The organism is Martinezella rhizogenes, assembly GCF_007002745.1.
Taxonomy (GTDB): Bacteria; Pseudomonadota; Alphaproteobacteria; order Rhizobiales; family Rhizobiaceae; genus Agrobacterium; species Agrobacterium cucumeris.
Genome location: NZ_SGNY01000007.1, coordinates 123,024 through 139,641, shown reverse-complemented (window position 1 = coordinate 139,641; position 16,618 = coordinate 123,024). Strand labels below are relative to the sequence as shown.

General features: G+C 58.8%; 14 protein-coding genes. 2 read left to right on the top strand and 12 right to left on the bottom strand.

The features are described from left to right. Nucleotides 1-4: 4 nt before the first annotated feature. The 10 genes from EXN68_RS19850 to EXN68_RS19805 all read right to left on the bottom strand — a co-directional run bounded on the left by EXN68_RS19850 (nt 5) and on the right by EXN68_RS19805 (nt 12,632). Entirely contained in the window at nt 5-949 is a 945-nt protein-coding gene (locus tag EXN68_RS19850) for a 2-hydroxyacid dehydrogenase (RefSeq protein WP_142842489.1), read from the bottom strand. 244 nt (nt 950-1,193) lie between these two features. After that, a complete protein-coding gene (locus tag EXN68_RS19845) occupies nt 1,194-3,542 on the bottom strand; it encodes a polysaccharide biosynthesis tyrosine autokinase (protein WP_142842488.1) in 2,349 nt (782 codons plus the stop codon). A gap of 108 nt (nt 3,543-3,650) precedes the next feature. Then, nucleotides 3,651-4,556, bottom strand: a complete 906-nt coding sequence (locus EXN68_RS19840; RefSeq protein WP_142842487.1) for a UTP--glucose-1-phosphate uridylyltransferase — start codon at nt 4,554-4,556, stop codon at nt 3,651-3,653. Between the two features lie 67 nt (nt 4,557-4,623). Next, on the bottom strand, nt 4,624-5,619 hold the full coding sequence (locus EXN68_RS19835) for a glycosyltransferase family 2 protein (RefSeq protein ID WP_142842486.1): 996 nt from the start codon (nt 5,617-5,619) through the stop codon (nt 4,624-4,626). Then, the gene (locus EXN68_RS19830; RefSeq protein ID WP_142842485.1) at nt 5,619-6,563 is read right to left on the bottom strand and encodes a glycosyltransferase family 2 protein; all 945 of its coding nucleotides are present in this window, start codon (nt 6,561-6,563) and stop codon (nt 5,619-5,621) included. The genes EXN68_RS19835 and EXN68_RS19830 overlap by 1 nt, the downstream gene beginning before the upstream one ends. Further along, nucleotides 6,560-7,558 carry a glycosyltransferase family 2 protein gene (locus tag EXN68_RS19825; RefSeq protein WP_142842484.1) on the bottom strand — a complete coding sequence of 333 codons (999 nt, stop codon included), beginning with the start codon at nt 7,556-7,558 and terminating at the stop codon, nt 6,560-6,562. Before EXN68_RS19825 ends, EXN68_RS19830 begins: the two co-directional genes overlap by 4 nt. 17 nt (nt 7,559-7,575) lie before the next feature. Next, nucleotides 7,576-8,757: a glycosyltransferase family protein gene (locus tag EXN68_RS19820; RefSeq protein ID WP_142842483.1), complete on the bottom strand. Its 1,182-nt coding sequence runs from the start codon at nt 8,755-8,757 to the stop codon at nt 7,576-7,578. A gap of 80 nt (nt 8,758-8,837) precedes the next feature. After that, complete coding sequence (gene exoK, locus EXN68_RS19815) at nt 8,838-9,629, bottom strand: endo-1,3-1,4-beta-glycanase ExoK (RefSeq protein WP_142842482.1); 792 nt, start codon at nt 9,627-9,629, stop codon at nt 8,838-8,840. A gap of 4 nt (nt 9,630-9,633) precedes the next feature. Further along, the gene (locus EXN68_RS19810) at nt 9,634-10,743 is read right to left on the bottom strand and encodes an acyltransferase family protein (RefSeq protein WP_161991417.1); all 1,110 of its coding nucleotides are present in this window, start codon (nt 10,741-10,743) and stop codon (nt 9,634-9,636) included. A 410-nt stretch (nt 10,744-11,153) separates the two neighbouring features. Continuing rightward, complete coding sequence (locus tag EXN68_RS19805; RefSeq protein WP_142842480.1) at nt 11,154-12,632, bottom strand: lipopolysaccharide biosynthesis protein; 1,479 nt, start codon at nt 12,630-12,632, stop codon at nt 11,154-11,156. 119 nt (nt 12,633-12,751) lie between these two features. Here EXN68_RS19805 and EXN68_RS19800 point away from each other — a divergent pair, with 119 nt between their 5' ends. After that, nucleotides 12,752-13,717 (top strand): glycosyltransferase family A protein, encoded by a 966-nt coding sequence (locus EXN68_RS19800; protein WP_142842479.1) that lies wholly within the window; start codon nt 12,752-12,754, stop codon nt 13,715-13,717. 51 nt (nt 13,718-13,768) lie between these two features. Continuing rightward, nucleotides 13,769-14,725: a polysaccharide pyruvyl transferase family protein gene (locus EXN68_RS19795; RefSeq protein WP_142842478.1), complete on the top strand. Its 957-nt coding sequence runs from the start codon at nt 13,769-13,771 to the stop codon at nt 14,723-14,725. Nucleotides 14,726-14,915: 190 nt separating this feature from the next. Here EXN68_RS19795 and EXN68_RS19790 read toward each other — a convergent pair whose 3' ends face one another. Both EXN68_RS19790 and EXN68_RS19785 read right to left on the bottom strand, forming a co-directional pair. Further along, nucleotides 14,916-15,908: a glycosyltransferase family 2 protein gene (locus tag EXN68_RS19790; RefSeq protein ID WP_142842477.1), complete on the bottom strand. Its 993-nt coding sequence runs from the start codon at nt 15,906-15,908 to the stop codon at nt 14,916-14,918. Nucleotides 15,909-16,017: 109 nt separating this feature from the next. After that, a complete protein-coding gene (locus EXN68_RS19785; RefSeq protein ID WP_142842614.1) occupies nt 16,018-16,296 on the bottom strand; it encodes an exopolysaccharide production repressor protein in 279 nt (92 codons plus the stop codon). Between the last annotated feature and the right edge of the window lie 322 nt (nt 16,297-16,618).

Genomic DNA, 16,618 nt, shown 5'->3' with positions numbered 1-16,618 from the left:
GGGGTCAGTAACCACGCGCCATATCCACCGTTTCCGGCAGCGAACCTGTTTCGCGCCATGTGCGAACATTGCCGGCAACGATCCGGGCTGAACTTTCGCGGCTTGTCGGCGCGGAAATGTGCGGCAGGACGGTGACTTTCGGGTGCTGCCAGAAGGCGGAAGAGGCGGGCAATGGTTCCTGCTCGAAAACATCGAGCACGGCATGTGAAAGCCTGCCGGAATCGAGCGCCGCAATCAGGTCTCCGGCAATGATGACCGCACCCCGTGCGAAGTTGATGAGCGCCGCGCCGTTTTTCATCGCGGCAAGACGGCCGGCATCGAGAAGGCCGCGTGTGGCATCGGTGAGCGGCACGAGGCAGACCAGGATGTCGCTTTTTTCCAGCAGTGCCTGCAGCCCGTCATCGCCGGTCAGCGTTTCCACGCCGTCGATCGCCTTGGCCGAGCGACTCCAGCCCGAAACGTTGAAGCCCGCGTGGCTTAGGCGTTCCGCCGCAGCGGTGCCAAGCGCGCCGAGGCCGAGAAGGCCGATGGTCATCTCGCGCGGATGGCGATAGTCGAATTCCTGCCAGAGCGCCTTTTGCTGGTTGTCGCGATAGGCCGGCATGTCGCGTTGCAGATAATAGGTCCAAGCCAGCACGGCTTCGGCCATGACGCGCGAAAGCTCCGGATCCTTCAGCCGGACGATGGGCGGCGCCTTGTTGCCCAGTTCCAGCACCAGCCGCTCAACGCCCGCCCAGAGACTGTGAATCCATGTCAGACCCGGCAATGCGGCAATGTCGGCCGGATCGGGATTGGCGACGATGGCGAAATCCACGGCCCCTCTCTGTTCGCTGGTCAATTCGGAAAAGGAGAGGATTTCCTCCTGCGGCATGGCGGCACGAAGCGCATGCTTCCAGACGGCCTCCGCTTCCGCATTCATCCGCGAAACAAAGGCGATGGGTGATGACATGAAACTGGTCCTGCTTGCGATTTTAGCTTCACGCCATCAATGCGCAATTTCGGCGGGCAATACCATGGGTGGAATGGGGGAATTTGTGATTCTTCCGTCATGCCGGACTAGATCCGGCATCCAGCCGCCGCGCGTCTGCGCGGCGAGAAGAGTTTTTCAGCCCAAGGACTTGGGCTGGCTGGACCCCGGCTCGGGGGCCGGGGTGACGGAGTGGGGATGCAACCGGCCTGTTAAATCTCCACCATTACGCATTTTCCTTTACCGGCGGCTTTGCGTCGCCGTAATAGGCCGAGAAGCTCTCGTGATAATGTTCCGAGCCACCCGGGCCGGCATAACGCTGCAACTCCGTCATGTCGGTCTTGTTGAGCACGATGCCCAGCGTCTTGTTGGCGATCTGCGGTTCGTTGGCCATCAGGTTCTGCACCATCTGGATCGGCGTCTTGCCCCATTCGGTGACGAAGACGAAACCGTCCACCTGCGGTGCAAAGGCCTTGGCGTCGATGACGGGGACCACGGGTGCAAGGTCGACGATGATGTAGTCGCAGGCTTCACGCGCCTGATCGATGAATTTGCGCATGCCGGAAGAAGCCAGCAATTCGCTGGAATGGGCGAACTGGTTGCTGGTAGAAACCGGCAGGATGCCCATTTTCGTGCGCGTATCCACCTTCACGGCCTGTGTCCACGGCACCTCGTCGAGGACGACTTCCACCAGACCGGCGGATTGCCGTGTGGTCAGCATGCGGCTGAGGCCGGGATTGCGGATATCGGCATCCACCACCAGCGTGCGTTTGCCGGTCGAGGCGATCAGCCCGGCCAGATTGAGCGCCACGACCGACTTGCCTTCGTTCGGCAGGCAGGAGATGACACCGATGACCCGGCACTGGCGTTCCTGAATGACGACATCCGCCGTCAGTTTCACGTTGCGCAGGGTCTCCGCAAAGCTGGAGCGCGGGCTGTCGACCGCAAGGCGCAGCATCTTCTGGAACGAGACCTGGCCGCTTTCATCAAGCGTGGCATTCTCGCCGCCGGGGGTGGCGGCGCTGGTGCCTGGTTTTGCCGTTTCCACGCCCCTTTCGCCGATAAACGGCAGGTAGCCCAGAAAACGCATGCGCAGATTGTCGCGCACATCGTTGCCGGTGTGGAAAAACCGGTCACGGAATTCGAGAAGTGCTGCGATACCGCCGCCCAGCATCAGGCCGAGAATGACCGAAAGCGCCATGGTCATGGTCTTTTTCGGACTGGACGGCGCGGTCGGCAGACCTGCTTCGGAGATGATCCGGGCCTTTGCGATCGGCAGCGACTGCTTCTGCGAGGCCTCCTCGAAACGGCCGAGATAGGACTGGTAAAGTGTGCGCAATGCGGTTGCGCGCTGCTCGAGCTCGCGCAATTGCACCATGGTGATATTGGCCTGCGAGTTGCGGCCCGCAACGCCTTCGATATTGTCGCGCAGCGACTGCACGCGGGAATTGGCAACGTCGTACTCGTTCTTCAGGCTGCCGGTCAGCTGCTGTAGTTCCTGATAGATCTGCCGCGAAACCTCTTTCTTCTCGGCGTCCAGCGCAACGGCCTGCGGATGGTCCGCGCCGAATTGCTGGACGATGCCCTGCTGCCGGTCAGAAATGGTGATGTAGCGCTTGCGAAGATCCTGAATAACCGAATTGTCAGTGTCGCGTGCCGAAACAACGGCGTTATCGACAGCCACGTCAGGTCCTCGGTCGATAATCGACTTATACTGGTTATAGCGGGCCGAGGCCGTTGCGGCATCCGCCTGAGCGGCAATCAACTGGCCGTTTAGATCAGCAAGCTGGCCTTCCGACATCAGCTCGCCGCGCGAGGAGACGATGTTGTTGTCCGACTTGAATTTCTGCACCGCCAGCTCAGCCGCCTGGGCGCGCTGGTTAAGGTCGGTCATGCGCTCCTGCAACCATACCGAAGCGCGCTCGCTGGCGTCGAAATTGGCGTTCAGCTGTTCGGTAAGGTAGGCCTGCGCGTAGGTCTTGGCGATCTGCGCGGCCAGCTGGCGGTCGGTCGAGCGGGTGGAAATGGCGATGACCGAGCTGCGGCCGACGCGTTCCACTGTCAGCGACTGCTGCAGCACGGCAGCCGCCTTTTCGCGGCGTCCGGCGCGGATCGCGGCTTCGGAGGCGGGTGGGTCGCCGGGCAGGACGAGATCAAGCACGCCGCGCACGGAGGATTTGACGAGCTCGACCGGCGACATCGGCGGATTGACGATGATGTCGTTCTCATCGAGCTTGGCCTTGTCGACCACGGTCAGCGCCATTTCCTTGGATTTCAAAATTTCCACGGCGCTGGCGATGCGGTTGTCGACGATCTGCGCGGCGGGCACCGGTGATTCCTCTTCCGCATAACGGGAAAGGCTTTCATCCAGCAGCACCTGCGTCATCGCGGTGTAAACGGGGGTCGCAAGCACCAGATAAAGGCCGGCCAGAACCACGGCGGCGATGACCGAAGCGGCAATGACATTGGCACGGCGCACCACGGCGGCCCACAGGCGGTCGAGGTCGATAAACGTGTCGGAATCCTTGCCGGATTCCGGAAAACCGATGTTGGATTTAAAGGTCTTGTGGTGCATGGACCTACCTTGTGAATTAAAAATGGTACGCGGGAAGCCGAGCCCTGGCTCGCCTTCCCGCCCCCCGTTATTGGTGCGCCAGCCGCCTCCCCGGCGGCGCGATTAAAGTCAGGCCGCCCGAACGCGGCTTTCGTGGTGTGCCACCAGTTCCTTCACGGAAGCGAGAACCTGCGCCTCCATGTCGGCGCGCATCAGCGAGAAAGCGACGTTGGCGGCGATGAAACCCTGCTTGCTGCCGCAGTCAAAGGTGCGACCACCATATTTCTGCGCATGGAAAGCCTGCTTTTCGGCAAGCCGCTTCATGCCGTCGGTCAGCTGGATTTCATTGCCCGCACCGCGTTCCTGCTTCGCAAGAATATCGAAGATTTCCGGCTGCAGAATGTAACGGCCATTCAGGTAATAATTCGAAGGCGCCTTGGATGGTTCCGGCTTTTCGACCATTTCGGTGACGGCGAAGCCATGATTGACCTTCTGGCCGACGCCAACGACACCATAGGACGAGACTTCTTCCGGCAGGCATTCCTCGACGCCGAGAATATTGCCGCCGACTTCGTCATAAAGTTCCATCAGGCCAGCGATGCAGCCGCGTGCGCCGTAGGACACCATGTCAGGCAGAAGCAGGGCGAAAGGCTCCTTGCCCACCAGTTCACGCGCGCACCAGACGGCGTGGCCGAGACCGAGCGGCACCTGCTGGCGTGTGTAGCTCACCGTGCCGGCAACCGGCAGCATCTTTTCCAGCTGCAATACCTGCACCGTCTTGCCGGAGCGGGTGAGCGTATTGATGAGCTCCGGCGCGCTGTCGAAATAGTCTTCGATGGCGGTCTTGTTGCGGCTCGTCACGAAAATAATATGCTCGATGCCGGCCTGCATGGCTTCATCGACGGCATATTGCACGACCGGGCGGTCGACGATCGTCAGCATTTCCTTCGGCATCGCCTTGGTGGCGGGCAAAAACCGTGTGCCGTTGCCAGCTACGGGAATGACGGCTTTTCTGACAGTTTTGTTCAGGTCCATCGCGTTCTCCTTCATCAAGGTTTGATCTGTCCCCAGTCCCCGCGCAGATTTCGTCCACGCGCAAATTTCACGAAATCTGTCTTTTCACCCCTGTATTTGCTGCGGGCGCAAACATGGCGTCCCGCAGCCTCCTCAGCCGCACTGCAATCGGCATTCGCAAATGCCCCAGCACGGCAGGATCCCTTATCGTGGTCTTCAAGGCGCCGAGTACCGAACGGCTCTTGATGTTTTCCACCAATGTCAAAAAATTATGCGCCAACTGCAGGCTGCGGGCTCTCGCCTGCTGCGCATCCATGGCGGCGGGCAGCAAAGTGTAATGGCTCAGGAATTCCTGATCCGCCCGCATCATCGCTTCGACGTGATGAAGCTCGAGCACACGCGAAATCGAACCTTCGCGGATATTGTAGATGTAACCCGGTTTGGGTTCGATGACGCAGAGACCACCGGCGGCGAGCGCCGAGGCGAGCAGGATATAATCCTCGCCAATGCGGATATCCTCGCGGAAACGCAGTCCCTCGGCATTGAGGAAATCGCGCCGGAACATCGGCTTCATATAGCCGAAATTGAAGGTGGCGCGGAACAGGATGTTGGAGGAAATGAAGTCCTCAAGGGTGAGAACCGCCCGTTCCTCCAGAAACTCTTCCGGAAACATCGTCTCCATCGGCCTGCCGTCGGTATAGACGACATCGAGATTATCGACCGCAATCGCCGCACCTGCGGCTTCCGCCCGGCACATCATGCAGGCGGAACGCTCGGGGCGTATGACATCGTCGGAATCGAGCACGGCGATCCAGCGTCCGGTCGCGGCTTCGATGCCGGCATTGCGGGCACCGCCCGGTCCGAGATTTTCGGCAAGAGCAAGCAGACGGACACGCGGGTCGATGACGGCGATACCTTCCACGAGCGCAATGGTGCCATCGGTGGAACGGTCGTCGACGACGATCACTTCCAGCGTCACACCCTGCTGGCCGAGCGCGCTTTGAATGGCGGCTTCAATCGTATCGGCGGTATTATAGGCGGCGATGACGAAGCTGATATCGGGCGACGGGGCAAGGTTCTCCATCAGGTCGCCTCCACCGCGCCATATTGGCGGATTTCGCGCACGCCGAAGGCGCCGCTCACTGAGCCCATATGCAGCGCGCCACGCAGTGCATAACGGTTGCGGCGAACGGCGTTAAAGCTGTTCAATGCGGCGAAGACGGCGCAATAGACCACTTTCGAACCTGCCTTCAGCACCTGAACCACACGGCGTGCACCGGGTTTCTTTTCAGCCAGCACCCGGCCATGGGTCTGGCCGGAGCGGAAGCGGCGTTTGGCAAGCCACATGAAACTTGCGCGATTTTCCGGCACCGGTTCGGACAGCATGGCATCTTCCGCAAAAACGATACGGCCGCCTGCGGCGTGAAGATGCGAGAAGAAATGGGTGTCTTCGCCACCGCTCTGGCCGAGCGCCAGCGCGAAGCGCCGGCCTTTCACCGAGGGCGCATCCATCTTAAGCAGCGTGTTGCAGGTATAACCGGTGATGATCTCGCCGTTCACCCAGACGGGAATTGTGGAGTGGAAATCACCGCGTTTCATCCAGCCCGGCGCGTTTTCGCGGTAGACGGCCGTCACCGGGCCGAGAACGGTTTCCGCACCGGTTTCATCGGCCTTTTCGAGAAGGGCGGCCAGCCAATGCGGCGGGGCGGTTTCGTCATCGTCGATAAAGGCCAGATAATCCGCCTTGCATTCCGACAGGCAGGCATTGCGGGCAATCGAGATATTCGACTTCGGGCAATGCACATAGGTGATCTCGAAGGGGGCGGTTTCGCGCAGCCGATCGACGCTTGCCCTGGCACTCGGCTCCTCATCATTATCCGCGACAATCAGCCGAACTGTCACGCCTTCCGGCACGTCGAGCTCGAAGAGTGACAGAAGTGTGGCGACGAGTGCCGGGCGTCTGTAGGTGCAGATGCCGATATCGACGGTTTTCGAATCATCTGGGCGGGTGACGGTGTTGTCGGTCATGAGACAGCCTTTCTTCCCCGGAATTTCAAGAGTTCCAGCCAGAAGCCGGTGGACCAGGCCAGATGCATCACCATCGCCGAAAAGGCGGCGAGCGGGCCGTATGGGTTCTTCTGATCTATTGCCATCCACAAGCCATAACCGACACATGCGGCGATCCAGAGGCCAAGCGGAATAAGTGCGGCCCAGTGCACAAGCGACAGCAAGGCAAAGATGAAGACCGGCAGCACGGCCAGCGGAATCATCTGGCGGATTTTCGGGATGGAGCGATGTTTCAAAAGGTTCTTCGCCCGGCCGCGGCCATAGGCGAGATATTGCCGGAACAGCGGCATGACGCTGGCGCGCGGATAATAGGTCATGCGGGTCTTGTCGGTCATCCAGATGCGGAAACCGGATTTGCGCAGCCGGAAGTCCAGCTCGGCATCCTCATTGTGGCTGAAGCTCTCGTCATAACCGCCGACTGCATCGAAAGCGGCAATCCGCATCAATGCGTGGTGGCCATGGTCTATCCAGTGGCCTTTCGCGCCTTCGCGGTGCTTGGAGCCGCCATTGCCGAGCTTGGAATTCTGGGCGATGGCCGTCGCCTTCTGGAACAGGCCGTGGCCGACCGTATCCATGGCGACGACAACGGAATCCGCGCCGGTGCGCTCCGCATCCTCGATCAGCCGCTGGCAATAATCATCGGGATAATCGCCATGGGCATCGATGCGGATGAGATAATCGAAATCCTCGCCGAAGGTGGCGACGGCAAGGTTGATACCGGCGCTCTGGATGCGCTTCGGATTGGCAAGCAGCGTGACGCGCTCGTCCTTTGCCGCAAAGGCGGTGACGATATCGCGTGTTCCATCCGTACTGCCGCCATCGGCAACCACGATGCGGAAAAGACGCCCCTGCATTGCGACGGTGAACTTGTTGAGCAGCCCTTCGATCGTAGTTGCCTCGTTGAGGCAGGGAATGACGATCAATGTTCTGATGCCGGAATTGCCACGACCTTCCATGATTTGCCCCCTACGCATTACACGGGTGAAAACTGCGCTTCACGGGCATGGCCGGAGGCGGATTTTGCAAGTGAGGACAAGTGCTGGACCAGCTGACGGCAATCGTCGCGGTCGGTGAGCCATTGTTTGCTGTCTATTGCCGAGAGGGTGTCGAAGGCGTCCGCGTAAGTTTGCGGCGTCATCTGGCCGAACAGGGCGGCGAGGTCCTCCGGGCGGGCATTCTGCAGGACAAAGCCGATATCGCGCCTGTTGATGAAGCGGGCGGTTTCCGTGCCGGCAAGCGCAATCGGCAGGGTGCCATAAAGGCAGCCCTCATACAGCCGGTTGGGCAGCAGCCAGCTGGAATTCTGGCCTTCCTCGAAAAAGTCGATCGCCCAGGTGAACTGCACCTCGTTATAGATGGCGGCAAGGTCTTCGGGGTTCTTGTAAGGCCCATGGAAATGCACATGCGGAGCGGCAGCCACGAAGCCGTCGAAATCTGAAAATTCCGAATAGGCCGGCCGACCGCGCAGGATGATTTCGACCCTGCCATCCATGCGCTTCGCGAATTCGGCAAGGATTTCGAGCGATTTGCGGCAGCGAAGCGCGCCGAACCAGCCGATTTTCCATGGCTCACCCGGGGCGGGCGGGCGCGGTTGCGGCGTGGCGGCAACGGTGGTGTCAAGCGCCAGCACCTTGTTTTCCTGCAGCAGCACGGGAAGATTAAGACCGGAAACCGGCTTGAAATAATGCTCCACGAAAGCCGGGGAACTCGTCACCAGCAGTTTGGCGTCGCGGGCGAAATAACGCTGCGCGGCATTCAGCATCTGTCCGGGCTTGCCCTTGTTGAGAAGCAGGCGGTGAATGTCGAGACATTCATAAACCAGCGCCGGCTGCCGGGCATAGATCGACATGGCGCGTTTTGCCAGCGCCAGCATTTCCAGGTTTCTGGCAAGAATGACATCGGGCGTGGGGATATCGTGCAGGGTTTTGCCCAGCGAAAGGCTGGCTTTCGCTACCGCCGCCATGCGCTGCAGAAACTGCCCGTCGGCGGTTTCCCCAAGCACAACGGGTATGACGCCTTCAATCTCTGCCAGCCGGTTCTGTCCGCGCCGGAAGCCGGCCAGCGTGACGCGCGCCCCACCCGCAAGCAGGGTCAGCACCCGCCGGCGAATGGCGGGGTCCGACAGATCATGCGCGAGATATAGAACATGGGTCATGCGGGGTTCCGGTTGGTTCATGCGTCAAAGACGCAGCAGATTCCGTTTGGTTCAAAAAAGCGGATCGATAAAAAATGCCGTCAGTTAAGGGCGCAGGCGATGGATTCCGGGAACTGACATTTGTCGCCGAGCGCGGTGAAGGCAAAACGATCAACGACCATCTGCGTCGCGCCGGAATAGGAAAACTTGCCCATCCAGTCCTTCAGCGTGTCAGTGCCCCACAGGCTGAAGAAAATCTTCTGGGCGTTTTGCGGGATTTTCGTCTCGTCGGTCACTTCATGGACGAGCTTGCCGTTGACGTAATAACGCAGGCGCTGCGGCTCCCAGACGAAGGCGTAATCGTTGAAACCGGCATCGGCTCCGCCTTCCACCGGCACCAGCTTCTCATTGCCGCCCTTGGCGGAAATATACTGGTTCAGCTGTACCTGGCCCGTATTCCTGCCCAGCACCTCGAAGTCGATTTCATCATGCGGCTTTTTATCGGTCGGGCCGATATAGGTGAAGAAGGCGGAGTTCAGCCCGGAGCCGGTGGCAGCCTTCATGCGTGCCTCATAGGTGCCATAGCGATAACGGCCCTTGGTCTGGATCTCACCGCAGGCGAAATTGCGCTCACCGGCCTTGGCTTCCTCGAAACCAAGCGTGAGCTGGCCGTTTTCCACCGTCGCCAGCTTCTTCGACCAGGTGCAGTTCTGATGCGCGCCATTGTTCCAGCCATCGGAGACGTACCAGAAGCTTCTGTCCATCTGGTCGAAGTTCTCGATGAAGGACGTGCCGTTGCCTTCCTGTGCATGAAGCGGCGCTGCCAAAGCCGTGGCCGAGAGGGCTGCGGCGAGAAGAATGCGTGTCTGAACGCGGGTGACAAATGTTGTCATTGGTTCACCTCTGTCGTTGCGAATAAAGTGTTTCGGATGTGGGCGGGCCGATGATGGCGCCCCGTTTTGCCGTAAAATCGGCTTTCGGCTTGGATTTGCCGTTGCGGCTTCCCGTCAATACGCCATAGACGGCCGGCAGGTATTTGCGGGTCTGGGCGTTGCTGACCACCAGAATGGCAAAGGCCGACAGCGTCGCGCTGATATAGAAGGCGGGATAGAAATCCGGCCCGCCCCTGTTCCACACCATCCACATGATGACGAGCAACGGATAATGGGCGCAGAATATCCAGAAGCTCAGGCTGCCGGTCTCGGCAAGCCGCTGGCCAAGCCGGCTGCGGATCAGTATCGAGGAAGAGACCCAGAAGCCGAGCGCGCCGAAGACGGCCAAAAGATTGCGCGACATGTTGAGCCAGAAGGTGAATTCCGGGCCGGTGAAATAAAGGCCGGTGGCCAGCATGGCCGAAGCGGCAAAGGTCAGCGCCATGATCGGCACGGCGTAAGGATCGAGTGCCTTGACATCGACCCGATGCAGGGCAAGTGCAATGCCGAGCGAAAAACTGAAAAGGATGGATTTCTTCTGAACGATGAAGATCGTCAAATCAGGCATGGCGGTGATGATGAGCAGGATTGCCAGCGTTGGCAGCGCGAAACGGCGCATCAGAAAGGCAAGCACCGGCGACAGCAGAATGCAGACAAAGAGATCACGCAGGAAATACAGCGGCACGTTGACCGGCAGCTCTTCAAGCGCCGTTCCGTGACTAATGATTTCCCGCGGGCTGGCGTTCCACAGATCAGGGAAATAGCCGACGCCAAGGTCGAACAGCTGGATAAGCAGCACGGCGGCAAACAGTGCGCCATTCCACAGAAGGAAGGGCAGCAGCACGGTTTTCGACTTGGAGCGGATCGTCGCCGGATAATCGAAACCGCTCATGCCGCGGCGAAACAGCAGGTAACCGGAAATGGCGCTGAGACAGGGCACGCCAATGCGAAACAGCGCATCTCCCAGAAAAACCCGCAGCCAGTCAAAGAAGCCATAAAGGCCAAGAAATGGGCTGGTTTCGGCATCGTGCGGCACATGGACGAACACGATTCCTGAAATCAACAATATGCGCATCAAATTGATACGGGAGGATAGGTTCTGATCGACAGTCACATCAGTCACCCCTATTGGGCGGCGTCTCCCCACGCCGCGTTGCAACCAGAGCGAACTTAAGCCCGCACTGGAAAGTCTGGTTTCGACTTTGGGATAAAATGTGGCGGCGCGGGAAAAACACAAGATTAGATTTTGCGGGTGATTGTCTGGCCTTAGCGCTATTTCTGCGGCCGAGAAAAATCAAAGTACTGAAATAAATAGAGTTTTTTAAAAATCACGCATCGTTAAAAATCGCTGAAGCGTGTGAATTTGTCATTTGTCGTGATGTTGCGCTGCAAAAAGAGAGGCGGCGCCACCTTGTCGAGTTCAATGAAATCACCGCGACAAGGTGGCTTAACGGCGGAAATGAGGCGCGTTTTTTAGCGAGATTTCTAACCTTGGGTTGCGGCGCCCCGCATGCGCCGCGATTTCACCATTCCGAGAATTTTCCCCAGCAGCGAGCGTTCCGTCAACAGGATCAGCACCGCATAGATGACGCCGCCGACGGCCGCGCCGACGAGAACCTGAAGGGTGGCGCTTGGAATGCGGTCTGCAAGCACATGAAGCAGATAACGCACCGAAACCGCCATGATCAACGCTGCGATCATTGGCCTGCTGCTGACATAGAGGCCGCGGAGAAACGGCGTGTCGCTCGCCTTGAACACCGCCCAGGAATAGGCGACCAGCGTCACCGCATTGACGATGCAGAGCCACACCATGGCATCGATCAGCGTGCCATAAATCGCGGCGAGCCAGACGGCTAGTGTGGTCACGATGGCGCGGAGCGTCGCAGACCAGAACAGTACACGGCCGTAACCCGCGCCCTTCAAATAGGGGATGAACGTGCTGCACGGCGTCAGAATGGCCTTTGACAGGGCGAGCAGACCGAGGACCGGCCAGGCATAGGCCCAGTTTTGCCCGAAGATGACCAGCATGGCCGGTTCGGCCACTGCCCAGAGGCCGAACATCATCGGCGCAAGCAGCACGGTCAGCACCTGCGTGCTGAACATCAGGGCGTCGCGGCGGCGCTGCGGATCGTCCATCATTCGGCTGAAGGCGGGAAACAAAACCCCCATGACGGCGGATAGCACCACCTGATTGGGAATGCTGGCAAAGCGGTTGGAGGCGGAATAGGCGCCGGCATCGGCAAGGCCAAGATGCCGGGCGATCACCACCATCGGCGACTGGAAAGTGACGAAATTGGCGATTTCCGACCCCATCAGGCCAGAGCTGAAGCCGAGCAGCGGCACGAGACGGCGCGGTTTCATGACGAAGCGCGGGCAATAACGGGAAACGGCATAAAGCCCGACAAGCCGGATGAGGGCAGCTGCGAAAAGCTGGATGATGAGCGCCCAGACCCCGAAGCCAAGAAGCGCCAGAGCCACCGCGACCACCGCCGCGATGCTTTCCGACGCCATGCTCCACAGCGCGTCCTTGCTGAAGTTCATGCGCCGGGCAAGCAACGAATAGGCGACATCACCGGCCAGCTGCAGTGGAATGAGAAAGGCCATGATGCGCAGGAGATAGGCGCTCTCCACTGCGCCCAGCAGGCCGCCGAAAAATTCCGCGAAGATGTAAAGCACAGCAGCCATGGTGCAGGAAATCGCCAGATTGGCCCAGAAGACGGTATGGATCGTATCCATATCCTCTTCTTTTTCGACGATCAGCGCCGATGTCAGTCCCGCGCCGGCAATCATGGTCAGGAACTGTACAACCGTAAGTCCTACCGCGACGACGCCGAATTCTTCCGGGGAAAGCAGTCTTGCGAGAATGGGGACCGTGACAAACTTAAGCCCGAATGTCCCTGTTTTTGACAGGACGCTCCACCCCACATTGGTGGTGATGGTCTTTACATTTGGAGCTGGGGGCATACAAGCATCCTGTTTCTGGAGGCCGGCGGGGAGGATCGCCGGTTGGGAGTTGCCGATACCATCGGGGCCGCTTTTAGGATCGGGCCCGACACTTCTTGATCAACGCAAGGGGCGAAACAATGGCAAGATTTACTGTCGTCATTCCCTATTACCAAAAGCAGCACGGAATTCTTGGACGTGCACTCGCATCGGTTTTTGCGCAGACTTACCAGGATTTCGATCTTGTCATCGTCGATGACGAATCGCCATATCCGATCGAAAGCGAACTTGCGGAACTTTCGCAGGGTGAGAAAGACCGGATTCTTGTCATTAAGCAGGCCAATGGCGGGCCTGGCGGCGCGCGCAATACCGGTCTCGTCAATGTGCCTGCTGGTAGCGACTACGTCGCTTTTCTCGATTCCGACGATATCTGGACGCCCGATCATCTGCAGAATGCTGCCTTCGCGCTTGAGACCTATCGCGGCGAGTGCTACTGGGCATCGATGCAGGCAAGTGACGAATTTTATTACCATTTTGCCATTTCGGAACTGGAAAAGAACGAAGGTGCGGCAAGGCTTTCCGAGAAGCCGCTGGTGATCGAACTACCGGATCTCGCAAGCGTCATGCTGCGCAACTGGAGTTTCCTGCACCTCTCCTGCATGGTGATCGGCCGTCCGCTGTTTGAAAAGATACGCTTCGATCCGGCGCTGAGACTGGCTGCGGAAGATGTGCTGTTTTTCTGCGATTGCATCCTTGCATCGAAGCGGACGCTTCTATGTGACGATGCCGGTGCGATGCGCGGCATGGGCGTCAATATTTTCCACAGCATCGACAATACCTCGCCGGAATTCCTGCGTCAGCAATTCAATACCTGGGTGGCGCTCGACACTCTGGAGGGACGTTTTTCCCGTCGGCCGGCCGATGTGGCATCGATCGCTTCCTATAAAAACACGGCCCGTAAACAGGCGCTGTGGAGCCAGGCGGGTAATCTGAAACGGCGTAAAATTCCCGAATTCGGGTTGCTCCTGAAGTGGGCAATGCGCGATCCCGCACTTCTTCGGGCCGCTTTTGAGCTCGGTGCAGGAAAAATCGTTCGCACAAGATGAGCGAATTCTCGCCTGCAAGAATTTATATGTTTTTCACCCAGGAGTGACCTCATGAAACCTTACCACTGGGAATCGCATCATGGCAATTTCGGTGACGATCTCAATCTGTGGCTGTGGGATTTTCTGCTTCCAGGCCTGCGCGATGTGCATGACGATGTGATGCTCGTCGGCGTCGGCACCGTTCTCAACGACATCCTGTTGCCGGTAAAGCAGCGCAAGCTGGTGATCGGCAGCGGTTATGGTTATGGCGCGGTGCCGGATACGACGGGCACAGGGTTCTGGGATATTCGCTGCGTGCGCGGCGAAAAAACCGCCGCCAAGCTCGGGCTTTCGCCGGAAATGGGCATCGTTGATCCCGCCGTCATGGTCACCGAGATGCCGGACTTCAAAGGCCTGCCGAAAATCCACAAGAAGACCTTCGTTCCCCATTGGGAATCGGCGGAATTTGGCATGTGGGAAACGGTGTGCGAACCGGCGGGGCTGACCTATCTCGACCCGCGCGGCGAGGCGAAGGCGGTCATCCGTGCCATTGCCCAGTCGGAATTCATCGTCGCCGAATCCATGCATGGCGCAATCCTTGCCGATGCCTTCCGCGTGCCATGGGTGGCGGTCAGCACATCCCCCTCGATCAACAGCTTCAAATGGAGCGATTGGGCAGGCACCGTCGGCGTGGAATATCAGCCGCGTTACGTACCGGTTTCCACCCGTGCCGAGGCGGCAAAAAAGGGCTCGCGCTTCTGGGGCATGAATTTTCCGCCGCCGCCAGCCCCTGTTATTGCTGAGACCGGCCCAGTTTCGGCGCATGAGGGTGATGTGCTGGTACGGCCGCAGGAAACGCAATCGCTGTCGCTGCGCAAACTGGCAAAGCAGGTGCTGGCCGCACCTTCCACCCTGGCGCTCTGGCAGGCAAGCCGGGCCGAGCCGCGCCTCAGCCCGGATGGCAGGCTGGAAGAACGCAAGGAGCGTTTTTCCGCCGTGCTGGAAACGATCAAGCGGGATTATCTCTAGGGGCGAAAGCACCGGATGGGTAAAATTTGCTTGGAAGAGAGGTCGCCGACCTCTCCGTCGTCATCCTCGGGCTTGTCCCGAGGATCCGCAGCCGACCGATTTTATGCGACGTGATTAAATCCTCGGGACAGGCCCGAGGATGACATCAGAGTATTGAGCGCGGTGTTGCCCAATCCAGTCCATTCTTCCCTCACGAAACCGGCGTGCCATCCAGAAGATATCGCACATCCCGCACCGGCTGCGACGGCTTGCGGAAACGCGCGGTCTTGTCGGTCAGGATACCGCGCGTGATGGCCGGCAGGGCAGGCAGACGCGCAAGAGCGTGGGTCAGCGCGCCACCTACGCCTTTCTGCTTTTTCGCATCGAGAAAATGGCGAAGCTCGAATTTGGCGCGGATATGTTTTTCATGTTCTCGAAGGATCGCGGCCTCATCGGCGGACAGCCTGCAGCCGGCAAGGATGGCCCTGTCCGCCTCGTATAAGCGGCGAAGGTCCTCGGTGCTGTGACGTCCGCTCAGCGAATTGCCGCGCACGATTGCGCCGTAACCGCAATGGCGGATGACCTTGTAGCGAGCGCCGGCGGCAAGCGCGCGAACGTAAAGCTCGTAATCTTCGCCCAGCCGCAGGGCCTCGTCGTAGCGCAGCGCATGTTTGTCGAGAAAGTCGCGGCGTATCACCGGTTTCAGGAAGCCAGTCTCTCCGCGCTCCACGCCGGGCCTGGAAATATTGCCTTCCACGAATTCCGCAAGCGACAGAAACCGGGCCTCAGGTTCAAAGCGCGCCGGCTGCATGGAGGATGCACCGGGAACCGATTGCTGGATGAAGGCGATATTGTCGGCGACCAGATCCCAGTCGTCATCAGCCAGCATGGCGGTGAAACGGCCTCTGAAAAAGAAGTCGTCCGCATCGAGAATGCTGATGAGCGGCGCAGAGGAAATGGAGATTGCATGGTTGCGGGCAGCGGAAGGTCCGCGATTAACGTCGAAGCGCACGACCCGCAAGCGACCGGTACCGTCATCTGCCGCATGCGCGACATCGCTTGTCGTATCGGTGGAACCATCGTCGATCACCACCACCTCGCCGACCTCCGGTTCCACAAGCGCGGAGCGGATGGCGATATCGATCGTTTCAGAGGCATTTTTCGCAGCGATGATGACGCAAACGGGCTGTGAACCACTCACCATGGGATGTCCTTATGCTTTGACGACCGTCAGGATTTGGCCAGCAGAAAGTGTCAGGGATATGGATGCAAGCGATATTTTTGCGACGCAACAAAAGCCGATGTTTGAAAGCTCACATATCGCTCAGTTTCGCGCCATGGGGCGGGGCACTTTTGGCTGTCTCGGCCGTCATGGTTTCAGCGCTGCGATCATGCGCGAATGTCTCACGCAACCGGCGCTTTTCACGGGCGACCAGAACCAGAATTACAATAAAATAACCGACTTGCAGAAGGACGGCGCAGATGAGGGTCTGGATGAACGCCGTATAGAACGACCCGTGAATGAAATATGTAGCAACCGCAAAGGTAAGCAATGCACCGATCATGCTGAAAAAAACACGAGGTGCATACATGGTGCTCTCCTCCCGAGAACGATTTCTCCGTTTTTGGCTGCGCTGCGGCATTTTTTTTCTTTGCAAGAAATATACGATGAGACTGGTGTTGTTTCAACACACATATACTTCTTCTATCTGGCGCAGCATGAAATTTCGGTAATCTTGATTGGTAAATTCCTTGGTAATCGATGATTTCCCTCTGGCGGGTCTGTTTTGAAACCCGGTTTCTGGCTTCGGACAGGCATAGAATCGCTCTTTGACCGGCTATTGCGGGCTGTCGTCGCCGCCCTGCAGACTTCGTTAACCATCTCGCCTTTAAAAAGTCGGTATTGATTCCTCG